The sequence below is a fragment of the Xanthomonas sp. F14 genome (assembly GCF_014199865.1).
Genome location: NZ_JACHOM010000003.1, coordinates 210,809 through 229,106, shown reverse-complemented (window position 1 = coordinate 229,106; position 18,298 = coordinate 210,809). Strand labels below are relative to the sequence as shown.

Genomic DNA, 18,298 nt, shown 5'->3' with positions numbered 1-18,298 from the left:
ACATGGATGCTTCCCCGATTCAAGCGTTGTGCAATGCACGCGTGCTCACCGACGACGGCTTGCAGGATGGGCTGGTGGTGCTGCTGGCCGGCACGCAGATCCAGGCGGTGGTGGCGGCCGACGATGCGCGGGTTGCGCAGGCGCATACGCGCGTGGATCTGGGCGGCGCCACCTTGCTGCCCGGCTTCATCGACATCCAGGTCAACGGCGGTGGTGGCGTGTTGTTCAACAATGCGCGCGACCCGCAGGCGCTGGCTACGATCGCGGCGGCGCATCGCCGCTACGGCACCACCGGCATGCTGCCGACGCTGATCAGCGACACCGCCGAGGTGATGGCCGAGGCGATCGCCGCCACGCGCCAAGCCATCGCGCAAGGCGTGCCCGGCGTGCTCGGCATTCATCTGGAAGGCCCGTACCTGAGCCCGGCCCGCAAGGGCACGCACGACGCGCACAAGTTCCGCCTGCCCGACGCGCACGAGATTGCCGTCGATACCTCGTTGGACAACGGCGTCACCCTGATCACGCTCGCACCCGAGCGCGTGCCGCTGGACGACATCCGCGCCTTCGTCGCCGGCGGCGCGATCGTGTTTGCCGGCCACACCGCGGCCAGCTACGAGCAGGCGCGCGACGGCATTGCCGCCGGCGTCAGCGGTTTCACCCATCTGTACAACGCGATGTCGCAGTTGGCCGGGCGCGAGCCCAGCGCGGTCGGCGCCGCGTTGGAAGACCCCGATGTGTGGTGCGGCATCATCGTCGATGGCGTGCACGTGCACCCGGCCAGCCTGCGCGTGGCGCTGGCCGCCAAACCGCGCGGCAAGCTGTTGCTGGTCACCGACGCCATGCCGATGGTCGGTGCCGACAGCCCCAGTTTCGACCTGTACGGCGAAACCATCACCGCCGTGGACGGCGTGGTACGCAATGCCGACGGCGCACTGGCCGGCTCGGCGCTGGACATGGCCACGGCCGTGCGCAACAGCGTGCAGTGGCTGGGCGTGGACCTGGCCGAAGCTGCGCGCATGGCGTCCACTTATCCGGCGCAATGCATCGGCCTGGGCCAGCGCCTGGGCCGCATTGCACCCGGCTACCAGGCCGACCTGGTGCTGGTGGATGCCGACGTGCAGGTACTCGCCACCTGGGTCGCCGGGCAGCGCGACTAAGTCCGCTCGCCGCCGCACGAACCCGTTCGTGCGGCGCGATGCGTTTGAAACCTTGTTTGCGGTCGTGTCTGCGGTGAACCGCCATCGTCGGTACGCTGCAGCATGATCGTGCGTGCGTGCGTGCGTGCGTGCGTGCGCGAGTGCAGGGCGTGCTTTCGCCAAGCTCCGGAAAGGCATCAGTGTCGAACGCTGGAGCAGCCAAGCAGAACCCGGGCGCTTCCGACGTCACGCAACACGTAGTGCAACCGACGCGCTTTCCGTTGCAGTAGACGCTCGACGATGACTGCAGCCGTATGCGCTTGCCGCAGGTCAGCACTGCAATCGCAGTGGTTTGGCGAGGCGTTGCGTACACCATCCACCACATCAAAGCCTGCAACACACTCTGCATCGCAACATCCGGCTGCGCAGCCTTGTGGCATCAGGTCGCTACGCGCAGTGGTCTGCATCGTCGATGCACATGAGTGCGAACACGATCACGCTGTCATTCCAATATCTGCATCGCCGGTGCGGTTTCAGGCATGAAACTGGGCTTTTGTGGCAGCGAGTTGACAGGCCCGGCTGCGAAAGGCACCTTCGCTGATAACGTTGTCAGCGAGCAGGAGCCACTTCTGAATTCTTGAAAGCGTTGTCGTCCGGCCGCTGGTCGGACTGGCGCTGACCCGCATGCCGCTACGGCAGTGCGGGACGCTGCTCGCATCCGGCACAGGGGACGGAGTGCGGGCATGTCACGCGCACCGCGCGTTGTCGTGCAACCACATGGTTGCCACCTGACATCCGTCAAGAGGTCTACGCAATGCCGTCTTCCCGTGTATTCGAGTTGTCCCGTCACCTGTTCTGTCATGCGCACCCGCTGCGTCGTACTCCATTGAGCACTGCAGTCCGCGGCCTGTTGATCGGTGGCGCTGCCCTGGCAGGTCTTGCCGCGTTGCCCGCAGGTGCGCAGGAGCAGGCTGCAGCCCCGCAGGAACAGGCGCCCGCGCAAACCAATCCCTCGGTGTCCACGCTGGACGAGGTCAAGGTCGTCGGCTATCAGGCCAGCCTCGGCAAGGCACTCAACGTCAAGCGCAATGCCGATGCGATCGTCGATGCGATCAGCGCCGAAGACATCGGCAAATTCCCAGACACCAACGTCGCCGAGTCGCTGTCGCGCCTGTCCGGCATCACCGTGGATCGCCAGTTCGGCGAAGGCGAGAAGGTCAGCATCCTCGGCACCGATCCGGCACTCAATCGCGTGCTGCTCAACGGCCAGACCATTGCCTCCACCAGTTGGGGCGGCGATCCCAACGACCCGGATAGCCGCTCGTTCAACTACAGCACGCTGGCGCCGGAAGTGGTCGGCCTGATGGAGGTCTACAAGACACCGGAGGCACGCATCGACGAGGGCTCCATCGGTGGCACCGTGATCGTGCACACGCGCAAGCCGCTGGACCTTGAGCGCAACACGCTGACCGGCACGCTGAGCTACGGCTACAACGATCGTTCCGAGCAGGGCAAGCCGAATGCCTCGGCGCTGTACAGCTGGAAGAACCAGGATGAAACGCTCGGTGTGCTCACCTCGGTGATGCATTCGCAGCGCGTGTTGCGCCGCGATGGCGTGGAGATCTTCGGCTACGACAATGTGCAAGGCGCGGGGTTTCCGGCGGCCGTGGTCGGCAACAACACCGGCGTGTTTCCGACCTCGATCAACACCGCGTTGTTCCAGCAGACGCGCAAGCGTGACGGCGTCAGCGCGGCGCTGCAGTGGAAGCCGGATGCCGATTTCGAGCTCAACCTGACCGGTTTGTACGTCAAGGAAAGTTTCGACAACTACAACCAGAGCCGCTATGGCTACTGGGGTTCCACCCCCGGCGATGCGCAGGCGCTGGGCTTCGAGAACGGCGTGGCGACCTCGGGTACGTTCGGCGACCAGTCCAACACTTACCTGGACGGCTACCTGCGCAACAGCGAGGTCAGCACCGGCAGCATCCATCTACGCGCCGACTGGCATGGCGATGGCTGGAATGCGTCCAGCCAGGTGGGCTACACCAGTTCACAGGGCGGTGCCGAGCGCATCTACGGCATCCAGTTCCGCAATCTCGCCGGTTACAGCTATAACATCGACGGGCGTCGTACCGCGATGGACTACAGCACCGACCCCACCAACGCGGCGGCGATGCAGCTCAACAATGCCTCGGCCAGCCACAGCCCGCAGTACGACAAGGAACGCTACCTGCAGCTGGACTTCGACCATGCGGTGGAGTGGGGGCCGTTCACCCAGATCCTGACCGGCATCAAGCTGACCAATCATGCCACCGGGCAGTCCTCCTACAGCCGCACCTGGACCCCGAACGACGGCAGCACGCTGGCCGCGTTCTCGCCGGGCACCACGCCATCGGGCTATCTGGACGGCTTGTCGACCAGCGCCGACATGCAGCGCTGGTCGACCATCAACAGCGGCGCCATCAGCCAGTACATCGGTGGCCTGGAGGGCGATGACGGCTTGCCGATCAGCTACGCCGGCAACTACAGCATCGAAGAGCAGAACCGCGCCTGGTTCCTGCAGGGCAATTTTTCCGGCGAGCGCTATCGCGGCAACGTTGGCGTGCGTTACGTGCACACCCGCGATTCCACCGATGGTTTCAGCTACGCGCCCGGTGGCGGCTATACGCCGGTCAACTTCCTCAACAGCTACGGCAAGTGGTTGCCGTCCTTCAACATCGCCTACGACCTGCGCGACGATCTGATGCTGCGCTTTGCTGCGTCCAAGGTGATCGCACGGCCGCGCTACACCAACATGACCCCGTACGTGGCCACCGACGACACCACGCTCACCGCGTCCACGGGCAATTCTGGATTGAGTCCGTACGAGTCCACCAACCTGGGCGCATCGCTGGAGTGGTACTTCTCCGACAGCAGCCTGCTCAGCGGCGAGTTCTTCTCGCGCGATATCTCCAACTACATCCTGACCACGGTGGAAGACCGGGTGTTCTTCAACAACGCCACCGGCGGCTCGAGCACCTATCAGACCTCCGTGCCGACCAACGCCGGCGATGCCAAGGTGCGCGGCGTTGCGCTCAACCTGCAGCACAACTTCGGCAACGGGTTCGGCGTGGTGGCCAACTACACCTATTCCGATTCCAGGACCGACGGCGATTACAGCCTGCCGTACAACTCGCGCAACGCCTATAACATCAGCCCGTACTACGAGCAGGGCAAATGGAGCGCGCGGGTGAATCTGGGCTGGCGCTCGGAATACTTCACCCAGATTGGCCGCCTCAACGGCCAGCAGATGACCGATGCATTCACCCAGGTCGATGCCTCGTTCGGCTACCAGGCCACCGAGCGCCTGCGCGTGGCGCTGGAAGCCACCAATCTGCTGGACGAAACCTACTTCAGCTACATCGGCAACAAGAACCAGCCGTACTACATCTACAAGAACGGCCGCTCCTTCATGCTGAGCTTGAATTTCAAGCTGTGACGTCGGCCGGGCGGCTGCTCTCGGGCAGCCGCCTTGTTGCAATGGCGGCGGCTCGCGGTTGCAATTTCGACCCGGGGATCTTTCGCTAGTCCGGATCTGAGCGGCAACGCTTTGCTTGGCACGGCTATATCCCTGTCGTGTTGCGACAACGGTATGCGCGATGCATCGGCTATGTGCCGGCCTTTCTTGCGGCCGCAATCGCCGCAATCCGCGCCTTCGCCAATGCCTCGCCGATCTGCGGGCCTTGCAGGCCTTGTGCAGCCAGGTCGCGCGCATTGATGGCCAGCGCGGCGGCGTGCAGATGCTTGAGCTGTTCGCCCTGCGGATATGCGGCGTCTTCGCTGCCCAGCCGGCCACGCTTGTCGGCTTCGCAGACCAGCGCGAGTTGCGCGATGCGCTCGGGGCGGCGAAACGCGTCGCAGCGCACCAGCAGCTCGTGCACGGTGCGGTCGCGCAGTTCGGCCAGGCGATGCACGTTCAAGTGTTCGCGGCAGGCGGTGATGGCGAGCTGGCGATAATCCTGTGGCACCTTGAGCCGCTCGCACAATGTCTGCAGCGGGGCAACGCCGCGCTGTTCGTGCATGATGTGGCGCGGCCATTCTTCCGCCGGCGTGAGCGCCTTGCCCAGGTCGTGGGTCAATGCGGCAAAGCCCACCAGCGCGTCGCCGGGCGCCAGTCGCGCGGCCATGTCGCTGACCATTTCCTGGTGAATGCCGGTATCCACCTCCGGATGAAACTCGGCACGTTGCGGCACGCCATACAGCGCATCGATCTCGGGCAGGATGACGCGCAGCGCATCGGTGTCGTGCAGCGTGCGCAGGAATGCCGACGGCTGCGCACTCTCCAGCACGCGGCGCAATTCCTGCCACACACGTTCGGGCACCAGGCTGTCCAGCTCGCCGCTGGCGGCCATCTCGCGCATCAGTGCTGCGGTCTCTGGCGCGACAGTGAAACCAAGCGGTGCCAGCCGTGCCATGAAGCGGGCAGCGCGCAATACGCGCACGGGATCTTCGACAAAGGCCGGCCCCACGTGCCGCAGCACGCGCGCCTGCAGATCGCGCGCGCCGCCATACGGATCGAACAACTCGCCAGTGTCCTCGTCGCGTGCGATCGCATTGATGGTGAAGTCGCGGCGCAGCAGATCCTCCTCCAGCGTCACCGAAGGATCGGCATCCACCACGAAGCCGCGATAGCCGCGCCCGGACTTGCGCTCGGTACGCGCCAACGCATACTCCTCACCGCTGCGCGGATGCAGGAACACCGGGAAATCCTTCCCCACCGGTTTGAAGCCCAGGCGTTCCATTTGCGCCTGATCGGCACCGACCACCACCCAGTCGCGGTCGCCAGCGGGCTGGCCAAGCAGGGCATCGCGGACTGCGCCGCCAACAAGATAGATCTTCATCGCGACATGATGCCCGATGCGGTGCGTGCGTCGTAGAGCGACTGATCCACTGCCTGGCTGCAGGGCCTTTGCCCGCCCACCATCGCGGACATGCCGTAAGGCACAGTGGACGATCTACGGCTTTGCGGATAGATCCGCTGGAGGGCGGGGTGATGTGTGGCTTTACTGCAGGGCCCTTGCCCGCCCACCATCGCGGGACATGCCGCAAGGCAGTACGGCTTTGCGGATAGATCAGCTGTAGAGCGGGGGTGATGTGTGGTTTTGCTGCAGGGCCCTTGCCCGCCCACCCTCGCGGGACACGCCGCAAGTACGTCCCTGTAGGCTCTTACGCGGCATCCATGCCGCGTAAGGTCCCGCGACGGTGAGCGGGCAAGGACCAGTCGAGATGGTCGGTGCGCACAGCTAAGCGCAATGCTTGATGCGCGGTGTTTGATGCCGATGCGCCGGTTCAATGCGCGATGCGCGTTGAGCGGCAACCAGTCGGGATGTCTGCTGCGCATGGGCAAGAGCAGTGCGTGATGTGCACTTCGGATAGTGATGTACTTGCCCGGCCCAACGGCCAACGTCCAATGCACGTCGTGTAACAAGCTACTTTCACGTGACTACCGACCAACCTTCTGGTGCGGTGTCCTTGCCGGTTGCGGGACCGTGTGGCGGCACGGATGCCGCCACCGAGCCTCCACGGACGGATTCACGGCGTGTCCCGCAAGCGGTGAGGGCACCGCGCCCTCGACGACCCGAGCCTTCGATGCACCGAAACAACGCAAGGAAGGGAAAAGCCTGGTTGGCCTCACAGCCTCACAGTCTCACAGTCTCACAGCCACACAGCCACAGAGCCACAGAGCCACAGAGCTTCAAGCCTAGGAGCGAACGAAAGGCGAGTACCAGAGCGGCATCGCCTAGCTTGCGCCCCAGGCCAAGACAACCACGCGCAACCGCGCAAGCACGACCACCTCATCCGGCCGCCATGTTCGGCGGCTGACTGGGAGCTCAGTCCTGCGCCGCGTTATTGGTCGCCTGGCCTGGCGTGCACACCGGTTTCAGGCGCTTGTCCACCAGCTTGCCCATCAGGCGATCGCTCAGCGGCAGCATGTCGCCGTTGAGCCGCCAGTCGTAGATCACGCTGAAAGCCAGCACGCGCGCGACGTACTCACGGGTTTCCTTGTAGCTGATGGTCTCGATCCAGAAGTCCGGCTCGAAGTTGGGCCGTTGCGATTGCCAGCGCCCGGTCGGCCCCGGGCCGGCGTTGTAGGCGGCGATGGTGAGGTAGGGCAGGCCGTAGGTATTGAGCAACTGGCGCAGGTAGGCGGTGCCGATGGCGATGTTGGTGTCCGGCTCGTACAGACTGGTGGCGCCCGCGTAACCAGGCAGGGCGATGCCCTTGGCCACGGCCGCGCCGGTGCCCGGCAATACCTGCATCAGGCCCATCGCGTTGGCTGGCGAGCGGGCGCGCGGATTGAAGATGCTTTCGGCACGGATCTCCGCTGCCACCCAGGCCGGGTCGATCGCGTTCTTGGCCGCTTCGCGGCGAATGCTGTCGTCGTGATGCAGCGGAAAGCGCAATGCATACAGGCGTTGTTCGTCCGGCTGCTTGCCGAGCGCGAACACTGCGCGATCGAACCAGCCATTCTCGCTGGCCACCTGCACCGCCAGCCGGCGCTGGGTGTCGTCGAAGCGGCTTGCGGCATCGTTCCACTCGGCCACGGCCCAACCGGGGCGGTCGATCTGGAACAAGGCGATGGCACGGAGCAACGCCGGATCGCGCGCGACGGCGGCCTTGGCCTGCGGGGTGTCCTTGGGCTCCCACGGGCACAGCCGATAAGGCTGCTGCAGACGATCGGCGGCCAGGAAGCCGTGGAAGGTCGGCGATTGCGCGGCTGCGCGATACAGCGGCTGCGCGGCCGCGGCAGCGCCGGTCTTCTCGGCCAGGCGCGCCTCGAAATACTGCCAGCGCGAATCGCTGCGCTGGCTGGCGGGCATCTTGCGGATCGCCGCCAAGGCGGCCGGCCAGTCGCCGCGCGCCATCGCCTCGCGCGCACGCCATTCGTGCAGGCGCTCGTCGTACGAGGCATCGGGCACTGCATTGAGGCGACGCGCCGAATCCGGCAGGTACGACGCCACCGTCCACAGCGCGATCTGGTACAGCACCTGGCCGCGCTGCGCCTCGCTGAAACCGAGCGCGCTGGCCAGCTGCGGCAACTGCTGCTCGGCCGCATCCGGGTCGCTCTTGGCCAGCTTGGCCAGGCCATCGACTGCGATGCGTCGGCTGCGCTCGGTCCTGGGCCAGCTCGATGCACGCGGATGCACCTTGTCCAGAAACGCGGCGTAATCGTTGGCCAGGGCCAGATCGGCTGCCGGCAGACCGCGTGCGGCCGTGCGCATCACCGCAGGCAGTTGTGCATCGGCGGCTGCCTCCACGCGCTCCCAGCGCAGCGCCGGAGTGAGCTCGCCGCGCGACTCCAGCCCGGCGACCACCGGATCGCAGGCATCGGGCAGGCCCTTGCCGGTACGCCATAACGCCAACGCATCGCGACTCCACTGCGCATCCAGCTTGCCGGTTGCCTGTCGCGCGGTCAGCTGCGCACAGCGCAGGCCGACGTTGTCGGTGGGTTTCCAGTTGGCCAGCAACGTGGTCCAGTCCTGACGACGCGCCACCGCCGGCAACCAGGTGCTGCGGAAGCTTTCGGCCACCGGCTGGCCTGCATAACGCTGCAAAAATCCCTGTGCCTGCGTGTTGGAGACGTTGTCGATATTGCGCTTGAGCGTGGCAAATTCCAGCCAGCCATAGAGCGGGTGACGGCTCAGGGCACCGAGCTGACCGGCATCGGACTGGCCGCGCTCTGCGGCGGCGATGGCATCGCGCATGGCGGTCAGTTGCGGGTCGAGGCTTTGGGCATGCAGCGTGGTGCTGCCAAGGCACAGCAGGCCGACGAAAACAGTGGCAAGACGGGGGGCATAAGTCATTGCGCGATGATACCGAAGCGCGCCCGCGCGCCTGAGTGAATACGCGCAGGATCGACGCCCGCCAGCGCTGTCGGCAGCGACCTGCGCCGCGAGGCGCAGATGCGTCTCGTCGGCTCGCGCTCGTGGTCTGCAGCCCGGCGCGCAATGCGAAGCGTCTCTCACTGCCTGCATGGTTGGCTTGCGGGGCGTTAAGGTTTCGTTTAAAAGTTGGGGCGGACCGCAGGGCACGGGGGCGTGCGGACACTTAGCAGTCCTTCTGGAGAGAGAAAGGATGAAGCGTCTGATTGGCTCCCCGCGGTCATGCCTGGCCGTGCAGTTGTCGTTGTGTCTGGTTCCCACACTCGCCTGGGCGCAACAGCCCGAGGCCGCCCCGAGTACGCGCACGCTCGACAGCGTGCAGGTCACCGGCACCCGCATCAAGACCGCAGAGTTGCAGGGCCAGGTGCCGATCCAGACGCTCAACCGCGCCGACATCGAACGCACCGGCCTGACCTCGATCGGCGAGGTGCTGCAGGAACTCACCGCGTCGGGTTCGGCGCTCAACGCCAAGTTCAATTCGTCCGGCAACTTCGGCTTTCCGCCCGATGGCGGCGGTGTGGGCGCGGGCTCGGCGCAGGTGGATCTGCGCCATCTCGGCTCCAAGCGCGTGCTGGTGCTGGTCGATGGCATCCGCTGGGTCAACGAGTCTTCGGCCTCCGGCGTGGGCTCGTCGACCGATCTCAACACCATTCCGCTGGCCATCGTGGAGCGCATCGAGGTACTCGAAGACGGCGCCTCGTCGCTGTACGGCTCGGATGCGATTGCCGGCGTGGTCAACATCATCACCCGGCGCAGCTTCGACGGTGCGCAGGTCACGCTCAACTACGGGCAGTACGGCAAGGGCGACGGCGCCAACCAGGGCATGGACTTGGCCTGGGGCACCAGCGGCGAGGATTTCAGCCTGTTTTTGGGCGCCAGCTACGTCAAGCAGGATCCGATCTACGCACGCGACCGCGCGCAGGCCCGCTTCCCGATCCCGGGCACCGGGTTGACCTTTGCCAGCTCGGCAACGCCCGATGGTCGCTTCCAGTTCGTCGACCCCAACACCGGCGTGCGCCAGAACCTCACGCCCAATGCCGGCGTCGGCACGCCGCAATACGATGGCAGCGCCGGTTGTACGCGCAGCGATGACTATCACTGCTTCGGCACCGCAGACCGCTACAACTTTGCCGAACAGAACCTGTTGCTGACACCGTCCGAGCGCAAGGGCGTGTTTGCGCAATTTCGCTATTACTTCAACGACGACGTGCAGTGGTACGTCAAGGCGCTGGGCAACCGGCGCGAGTCGACCAACCAGGCCGCGCCCGAGCCGATCTTTCTCGGCCCCGATGCCGGCACCGGCAATCCGCTGGCCGACAACATCGTGATTTCCGCGCTCAATCCGTTCAATCCGTTCGGCTTCGAGTTGAACTCGGCCACCAACCTGATCCAGATCGGTCGCCGCCCGGTGGAAGGCGGGGCGCGCCGTTTCGAGCAGCAGGTCGACACGCAATACTTCGGCACCGGTCTGGTGGGCACCTTCGAAGGTGCGGCGCGCACCTGGTTCTGGGACATCAACGGCATGTACAGCAAGAACAAGGCCGAACAGACCAACTACGGCAGCTACAACCTCTACAACATCAACCTTGGCCTGGGCGATCCGGCCGCGTGCGCGGCGGTGGCCGGCTGCGTGCCACTGGATATCTTCAGCGGCGCCGGCAGCATCACGCCGGAGATGTTGCGCTGGATCCAGCCGGTGGTGCGCGACCGCAGCCAGAACGAGTTGAGCCTGTTCACCGCCAATCTGAGCAGCGAGCTGTTCCAGCTGCCCGGTGGTGCGGTGTCGTTCGCCACCGGCTACGAATACCGCAAATACGAAGGGTCCTACCAACCCGACCCGCTCACCGTGGCGGGGCGCTACAACGGCGTGCCGTCGTTGCCGACGTCAGGCAGCTACGACGTCAACGAGGCCTATCTCGAGCTCAATATCCCGATCTTCGCCAATGCGTCGTTGGGCGACAAACTCGACTTGAATATCGCCGGCCGTTATTCGGATTACTCCACTTTCGGTGGCGAGTTCACGCCAAAATACGGCTTGCGTTGGCAGGTCACCGATGAGCTGGTGCTGCGCACCAGTTATGCAGAGGGCTTCCGTGCGCCGACCATCGGCGAGCTGTTCGGTTCGGCCGCGCGCGCCGATCTGCAGTTGTCCGATCCGTGTTCGATCGGGCTGGGCGGCACCGCGCCGCGCGGCAGCGCCGCGAACTGCGCATCGCTCGGTGTGCCGGCCGGCTATCAACAGGCCAACCAGCAGATCTCGGTCACCACCGGCGGCAACGAGCAACTGGATCCGGAACGTTCGCGCAGCTTCAGTGCCGGCTTTGTGTTCAGTCCTGGCTTTGCCAGCAATGCCAGCTGGTCCGACCGCCTCGACCTGGAGATGACGTTCTATCGCCATCATGTCGATGGCGCGATCCAGGCGATCAATGCGCAAACCCAGCTGGATTTGTGCGTGGATACCCTGGACGCGCTGTATTGCAATGGCATCGGGCGCGCCTCCACCGGCGGCATCAATGCATTCAACAACCGGTTGACCAATCTCGGTTCGATCAAGACCGACGGTTGGGATGTGGACCTGTTCTGGACGCTGCCGGAAACTGGGTTGGGGCGATTCAAGTTGTCCTGGCAGAACACCTTTGTGGGCCGCTACGAGGCACTCGGTGCGGCAGGGCAGCGCCAGCCGCAGGGGCCGGGCATCGAAGTGGTGGACAGCGCGATCCCCGAGTGGACCAGCAACGCGGTACTGGACTGGTCGCTGGGCAACTGGACCGCATCGTGGACGGCGCGCCACATCTCCAAACTCACCGAGCAATGCGGCGATGCGGTGGAATTTGCGGTGTGTTCCGATCCTGCCACAGGCACCAATCGCCTGGATGCGATCACCTACCACGATGCACAGCTGGGTTATCGCGTCGATTGGCTCAAGGGGCTGCAGCTCACGGCCGGCTTGAACAACGTCTTCGACAAGGACCCGCCGCTCTGCCTGTCGTGCTCACTCAATGGCTACGACGCCTCCACCTACGACATTCCCGGCGGGCGCTTCTGGTATGCGCGGGTCGACTTGAAGTTTTAGTCCATCAGGTCGGGTCGGTCGTAAAGCGGAGGGCGGCTGATCTGCGGCTTGGCTGCAGGGCCCTCGCCCGCCCACCCTCGCGGGACACGCCGCAAGTACGTCCCTGTAGGCTCTTACGCGGCATCCGTGCCGCGTAAGGTCCCGCGACGGTGAGCGGGCAGGGACCCGTCGAGTTGGTCGGTGTGCATGGCTGCGAGCAATGCACGACGTGCGCTGCTCGGTAATGGCGCATCCGATCAGCTTCCCGATTCAATCCGAGTAACAAGCAGCTTTTCACACGACCACCGATCCACTCTCTAGTGCGGTGTCCTCGCCGATTGCGGGACCGTGTGGCGGCATGGATGCCGCCACCGAGCCTACAAGGACGTACTTGCGGCGTGTCCCGCGAGCGGTGAGGGCGCCGCGCACCCGACTAGCTAGCGTTTGACTGCATCTCAGGACGCTACTACCCGAAATCTCGGTTGTCTTGAAGTGCTTGGAGAGTGCGGATAGATCAATTGCAGAGCGGTTGATCTGTGACCTCGCTGCAGGGCCCTTGCCCGCCCACCATCGCGGGACACGCCGCAAGTACGTCCATGTAGGCTCTTACGCGGCATCCATGCCGCGTAAGGTCCCGCGACGGTGAGCGGGCAAGGACCATCGAAGATGGTTGGTGTGCATGGCTTTCAACAAACAACCTGCAAGCTCTTTGGTGCGGTGTCCTTACCGATTGCAAGACCGTGTGGCGGCATGGCTGCCGTCACCGAGGCCCCAGCGACAGGTTTAGGTCGTGTCCCGCGAGCGGTGAGGGCACCGCGCACTCCACCCAGGGGGGCGCACCGCGTTTTCTCGCATCACCCGCGCATAGGCGCATCGCCGGCCACGTAGTAGTCGGCGGTGCTGCGCGGCAGTGGCGTGCGGCCACGCATGCGGTCGGCGATCTTCTCGGCGATCATGATGGTGGTGGCGTTGAGGTTGCCGGTGATGATGCGCGGCATGATCGAGGCATCGATCACCCGCAGGCCCTCCATGCCGTGTACGCGGCCCTGTCCGTCGACCACCGCCATGTCATCGGTGCCCATCGCGCAGGAGCAGGACGGGTGATACGCCGTCTCTGCGCGTGCGCGCACGAAGGCGTCCAGCTCGGCATCGGTCCTGCAGTCCGCGCTCGGGCTGATTTCACGGCCACGATAGGCATCCAGTGCGGGCTGGGCAATGATCTCGCGGGTGATGCGGATCGCATCGCGAAATTCCTGCCAGTCCTGATCGGTGGACTGGTAGTTGAACAGGATCGACGGATGCTGGCGCGGGTCGCGCGACTTGGCATGCACGCGCCCGCGGCTGGGGGTGCGCATCGAGCCCACATGCGCCTGGAAGCCGTGTTCCTTCACCGCATTGCTCCCGTTGTAATTGATCGCCACCGGCAGGAAGTGATACTGGATATTGGGCCAGTCGAATTCTTCGCGCGTGCGGATGAAGCCGCCGGCCTCGAACTGGTTGCTGGCCCCGGTGCCGGTGCCGGCGAACAACCACTCCGCACCGATGGCTGGTTGATTCCACCATTGCAGCGCCGGATACAACGACACCGGCTTGGTGCAGGCGTACTGGATATAGACCTCCAGGTGGTCCTGCAGGTTCTGGCCGACGCCGGGCAGGTCGTGCACCAGCTGCACGTCGAGTGCGCGCAATAGATCGGGCGCGCCGACACCGGAGCGTTGCAGCAGCTGCGGCGAGGCAATCGCGCCAGCACACACCAGCACTTCGCGGCGCGCATGCGCGTCGATGCCCTCGCTGCTGTTGCCGACCAGGTAATGCACGCCGATCGCGCGCTTGCCGGCAAACAGGATGCGGTCGGTGGTGGCGTGGGTGACGATGTGCAGGCCATCGCGCGGACGTGCCATATCCAGATAGCCACGCGCGGTGCTTGCGCGGCGGCCCTGCGGCGTCACCGTGCGGTCCATTGGCCCGAAGCCTTCCTGCTGGTAGCCATTGAGATCGTCGGTGCGCGGATAACCGGCCTGCACGCCGGCGTCGACCATGGCATGGAACAGCACGTTGTTGTCGTTCTTCGGCGTGGCCACGCTGACCGGGCCTTCGCCGCCGTGATAATCGTTGGCGCCGATGTCGCGCGTCTCGGCCTTGCGGAAGTACGGCAACACGTCGCGGTAGCTCCAGTCTTCCAGACCCGGCCGCTTGGCCCAATGGTCGAAATCCAGTGCATTGCCGCGGATGTAGCACATGCCGTTGATCAACGACGAGCCACCCAATCCCTTGCCGCGCCCGCATTCCATGCGTCGGTTGTCCATATGCGGCTCCGGCTCGGTCTCGTAGGCCCAGTTGTAGCGACGGCCCTGTAACGGGAACGCCAGCGCCGCCGGCATCTGGGTGCGGAAATCCAGCCGGTAATCCGGCCCGCCGGCTTCCAGTAGCAACACGCTGACGCCCGGATCTTCGGTCAGGCGCGCGGCCAGCACGTTACCTGCCGAGCCGGCGCCGATGATGATGTAGTCGTATTCGCGTTGCATGGGGTTCTCCTTGTTGCGGTGCCGGTGTGAAGCGGCTTTCAAGACGATTGCGCAGTGGGCAGCTGTTCTTGTTCGAAATGGCAGCGCGGTCTACAGGCTTCAGCTCGCGCAGCTCGCCGGTATCGCCGGCGACGGCCTGCCAGGTGGCGTCGGCCGGTCAAAACACCGACGCGTAGCGTTCCAGTTCGACCTGGATGGATTTGGTGCGGGTATAGGCCTGCAGCGTGGCCAGGCCGTTCTCGCGACCCACGCCGGATTGCTTGTAGCCGCCCACCGGCATCGCTGCCGGCGACTCGCCCCAGGTGTTGATCCAGCAGATGCCCGCCTGCAGGCGATGGATCAGCCGATGCGCGCGCGCCAGGTCGGGCGTCACCACACCTGCGGCCAGGCCGTAGGTGGTGGCATTGGCGCGCGCGATCGCTTCGTCTTCGTCGTCGTAGGTGAGCAGGCTCAGCACCGGTCCGAAGATCTCCTCGCGCACGATGGTCATCACGTCGGTGCAGTCGCTGAAGATGGTCGGTGCGACATAGCAACCTTGTGCCAGCGCGCCATCGCGCAGACGTTCGCCACCGCATAGCAGGCGCGCACCCTCGGCCTTGCCCTGTTCGATGTAGTCCAGCACGCGCTGCATGTGCGCGGCGCTGACCAGCGGGCCGAAGGTGGTGCGCGCGTCCAGCGGGTCGCCGATGTGGATGCGTTGCACGCGTGCCAGCAGCCGCGCCTCGAAGGCGTTGCGCAGCGCGCGCGGCACGAACACGCGCGTACCGTTGGTGCAGACCTGCCCGGAGCTGTAGAAGTTGGCCATCATCGCGATGTCGGCGGCCAGATCCAGGTCGGCGTCGGCGCAGACGATCAGGGGTGACTTGCCGCCCAGTTCCATGGTCACGTCTTTCAGCGACGAACTCGAGGCGCTGGCCATCACCTTGCGCCCGGTCGCGGTGCCGCCGGTGAAGCTGATCTTTTCGATCTGCGGGTGTTCGGTGAGCGCGGTGCCCACGCTGGCGCCGTCGCCGGGCAGCACGTTGAACACGCCATCGGGCAGGCCGGCCTCGGTGAAGAGTTCGGCCAGCTTGAGTGCGGTCAGCGGTGTCACTTCGCTGGGTTTGAAGATCATTGCGTTGCCGGCCGCCAACGCGGGCGCGGCCTTCCATAGCGCGATCTGGATCGGGTAATTCCACGCGCCGATCGCGCCGACTACGCCGAGCGGCTCGTGCCGCGTGTAGAAGAAGCTGCCTTCGCGCAGCGGCACCTGTGCGCCCTGCAGCGCCTGCGCCACCCCGGCGTAGTACTCCAGCACGTCCGCGCCGGTGACGATGTCCACGCTGCGGGTTTCGCTCAGCGGCTTGCCGGTGTTGAGCGTTTCCAGCTCGGCCAGCGCATCGTTGCGCTCGCGCAGCAGCGCCACCGCACGCAGCAGGATGCGCGAGCGTTCCACCGCGGTCAGTGCCGCCCATTGCTGCTGGCCGGCCGTGGCGCTGTCGACCGCGGCATCCAGGTCGTCGGCACCGGCGTTGTGCACATTGGCCAGCACCTCGCCGGTGGCGGGGTTGACCACCTCGAAGGTGTGGCCGCCGCGGGCGGGAACGTAACGGCCGCCGATATACAGCAACTGGTCGGGAAAACGTGGCATGACAAACCTCCTGTGGGGCGCACGCGGCAGCGGCGGCACCTCAGCGAGTGAGATGCAGGAACTGCAGGTGACGCTCGTATTGATCGATGATGTCGTTGATGATCTGCTCGCGGCTGTAACCGACCAGGTCGTAATCCTGGCTGCCTTCGTACAGATACACTTCGGCGCGGTAATAGCGTTGGTTGCGCAGGCGTTGCGCGGCGAAAGACGGCGTCAGGTAGCCGCGCATCACCACTTGGTAGCGGAAGCCCTGCTGCTCGCCATGGTCGACGCTGATTTCCATGTCGTCGTCGTCCAGCCGACTGCTGACCTGCCAGCCTTCTTCCTGCAGTTGCGCGGTGACCGCTTCAATCGCCGGGCGCACCTGGTCGTGCATGAAGCGATAGACCTCATCGCGCGCCGGGAAATGCATCGCCTGGCCCAGGCGCTGACGCCAGCCGCGGTGATGCCGCGATTGCCCGATCAGCGGGCTGGGGCTGTAGAGCTGCGCACGCTTGCGTTGCGATTCTTCGCTGAGCGCGCGCGACAAGCCCCAGGCCATCAGCAGCAACACCGCAGAGAACGGCAGCGAGGCCAGCACCACGGCCGATTTCAATGCGTCCATGCTGCCGGCCAGCAGCAGGCCGCCGGTCACCACCGCGGTGAGCACACCCCAGAACACGCGCAGCCAGCGAGGGCCATCGTCGTGCGGCTCGCCGCCGTGCGAGGACAGCGTGGACAGCACCACCGTGCCGGAATCGGCAGAGGTCACGAAGAACACGAAGCTGATCGCCACCGTCACCGTGATCACCGTGCGGCTCCACGGGTAGCCCTGCAACAGCGAATACAGCACCGTCTGCGGCGCATCGATGGCCTGTTGCGCCAGCGCGCCCTGGCCGTGATGCAGTAACTGGTCCAGCGCGCTGTTGCCGAAGATCGACAGCCACGCCAGGGTGAAACCGAGCGGTATCAGCAACACGCCGAGCACGAATTCGCGAATGGTGCGGCCGCGCGAAATACGCGCGATGAAAAGGCCCACGAATGGCGCCCAGCCGATCCACCACGCCCAGTAGAACACCGTCCAGTTGCCGAGCCAGTCACTGCGGCCGCCGTAGGCGTACACATCGAAACTCTTGTTGACCACACTGCCCAGGTAGTCGCCCAGGTTCTGGATCAGCGCGTTGAGCAGATACTGCGTGGGGCCGGCGAACAGCATGAACAGCAGCAGCGCGATCGCCAGCAGCATGTTGATGTCCGACATCCAGCGCACGCCTTTTTCGACGCCGGACACCGCCACCACGATCGCCGCGCCCATCATCGCCACGATCAGCGCGACCTGCACCCAATGGGTATGCGGCACACCCATCAAGGTGCTCAGGCCGGCGTTGAGATGCAGCACGCCAAAGCCCATGTCCGCGCCCAGGCCGAACACGGTCGCCACGATGCCGAGCGCATCCACGGTATAGCCGATCTGTCCGTTGATGCGCTTGCCGATCAGCGGATACAGCGCCGAGCGCAGAGCCAGCGGCAGGTTGTGGCGGAATGCGAAATACGCCAGCGCCATCGCTGCAAGCGCGAACACGCCCCAGCCATGCAGTCCCCAATGCAGGAACAGCAGCTGCATCGCCTGCCGTGCAGAGGCTTCGCCGCTGCCGGTGCCGCCCTGTGGCGGTTGCAGGTAATGGGTGAGCGGTTCGGAGACGCAGAAGAAGAACAGCGTGATGCTGATGCCCGCGGCGAACAACATGCCGGCCCAGGACAGATAGCTGAATTCCGGCTCGTCGTGATCGGCGCCGAGCTTGATGTTGCCGTAGCTGGACAAGGCCACGCCAAGCACGAACACCAGATACACCGTCATCGCCAGCAGGTAGTACCAGCCGACATTACGCGAGGCCCAGGTCTGCGCGTCCAGCAGCACGCGGCCCGCTTCAAGCGGAAACAACGACACCAACAACGCAAACGTACACACCACCGTGGCCGCCAGCACGAACACCGGGCGCAGGGTGCGCACCGGCAACAGCTGCGGCTCAACCGCACTCATGCCGACACACTCA

General features: G+C 65.2%; 8 protein-coding genes. 3 read left to right on the top strand and 5 right to left on the bottom strand.

From position 1 onward, the window contains the following. The first annotated feature begins 2 nt into the window (after positions 1-2). Positions 3-1,157, top strand: a complete 1,155-nt coding sequence (gene nagA / locus GGR73_RS12425) for an N-acetylglucosamine-6-phosphate deacetylase (protein WP_102255674.1) — start codon at positions 3-5, stop codon at positions 1,155-1,157. Between the two features lie 793 nt (positions 1,158-1,950). Further along, a complete protein-coding gene (locus tag GGR73_RS12420) occupies positions 1,951-4,614 on the top strand; it encodes a TonB-dependent receptor (RefSeq protein WP_184457141.1) in 2,664 nt (887 codons plus the stop codon). A gap of 169 nt (positions 4,615-4,783) precedes the next feature. Here GGR73_RS12420 and GGR73_RS12415 read toward each other — a convergent pair whose 3' ends face one another. Both GGR73_RS12415 and GGR73_RS12410 read right to left on the bottom strand, forming a co-directional pair. Then, the gene (locus GGR73_RS12415) at positions 4,784-6,016 is read right to left on the bottom strand and encodes a multifunctional CCA addition/repair protein (RefSeq protein WP_024940295.1); all 1,233 of its coding nucleotides are present in this window, start codon (positions 6,014-6,016) and stop codon (positions 4,784-4,786) included. Positions 6,017-7,006: 990 nt separating this feature from the next. Further along, positions 7,007-8,980 carry a transglycosylase SLT domain-containing protein gene (locus GGR73_RS12410; protein ID WP_184457140.1) on the bottom strand — a complete coding sequence of 658 codons (1,974 nt, stop codon included), beginning with the start codon at positions 8,978-8,980 and terminating at the stop codon, positions 7,007-7,009. A 271-nt stretch (positions 8,981-9,251) separates the two neighbouring features. Here GGR73_RS12410 and GGR73_RS12405 point away from each other — a divergent pair, with 271 nt between their 5' ends. Further along, positions 9,252-12,131, top strand: coding sequence for a TonB-dependent receptor (locus tag GGR73_RS12405; RefSeq protein ID WP_054591887.1), 2,880 nt, complete (start codon positions 9,252-9,254; stop codon positions 12,129-12,131). 833 nt (positions 12,132-12,964) lie between these two features. On the opposite strand, the gene betA is transcribed toward GGR73_RS12405, so the two are convergent. From betA to betT, 3 genes are all read right to left on the bottom strand, one after another. After that, on the bottom strand, positions 12,965-14,635 hold the full coding sequence (gene betA / locus GGR73_RS12400) for a choline dehydrogenase (RefSeq protein ID WP_184457138.1): 1,671 nt from the start codon (positions 14,633-14,635) through the stop codon (positions 12,965-12,967). 157 nt (positions 14,636-14,792) lie between these two features. Beyond that, the gene (betB, locus tag GGR73_RS12395; RefSeq protein WP_024940791.1) at positions 14,793-16,265 is read right to left on the bottom strand and encodes a betaine-aldehyde dehydrogenase; all 1,473 of its coding nucleotides are present in this window, start codon (positions 16,263-16,265) and stop codon (positions 14,793-14,795) included. A gap of 40 nt (positions 16,266-16,305) precedes the next feature. Continuing rightward, positions 16,306-18,285: a choline BCCT transporter BetT gene (gene betT / locus GGR73_RS12390; RefSeq protein ID WP_184457136.1), complete on the bottom strand. Its 1,980-nt coding sequence runs from the start codon at positions 18,283-18,285 to the stop codon at positions 16,306-16,308. Between the last annotated feature and the right edge of the window lie 13 nt (positions 18,286-18,298).

Excerpts from the sequence above, each read along its gene's own strand:
- betA (WP_184457138.1), bottom strand. The coding sequence starts at position 14,635 with ATGCAACGCGAATACGACTACATCATCATCGGCGCCGGCTCGGCAGGT.
- GGR73_RS12415 (WP_024940295.1), bottom strand. The coding sequence starts at position 6,016 with ATGAAGATCTATCTTGTTGGCGGCGCAGTCCGCGATGCCCTGCTTGGC.
- nagA (WP_102255674.1), top strand. The coding sequence starts at position 3 with ATGGATGCTTCCCCGATTCAAGCGTTGTGCAATGCACGCGTGCTCACC.
- GGR73_RS12405 (WP_054591887.1), top strand. The coding sequence starts at position 9,252 with ATGAAGCGTCTGATTGGCTCCCCGCGGTCATGCCTGGCCGTGCAGTTG.
- GGR73_RS12410 (WP_184457140.1), bottom strand. The coding sequence starts at position 8,980 with ATGACTTATGCCCCCCGTCTTGCCACTGTTTTCGTCGGCCTGCTGTGC.
- betB (WP_024940791.1), bottom strand. The coding sequence starts at position 16,265 with ATGCCACGTTTTCCCGACCAGTTGCTGTATATCGGCGGCCGTTACGTT.
- GGR73_RS12420 (WP_184457141.1), top strand. The coding sequence starts at position 1,951 with ATGCCGTCTTCCCGTGTATTCGAGTTGTCCCGTCACCTGTTCTGTCAT.
- betT (WP_184457136.1), bottom strand. The coding sequence starts at position 18,285 with ATGAGTGCGGTTGAGCCGCAGCTGTTGCCGGTGCGCACCCTGCGCCCG.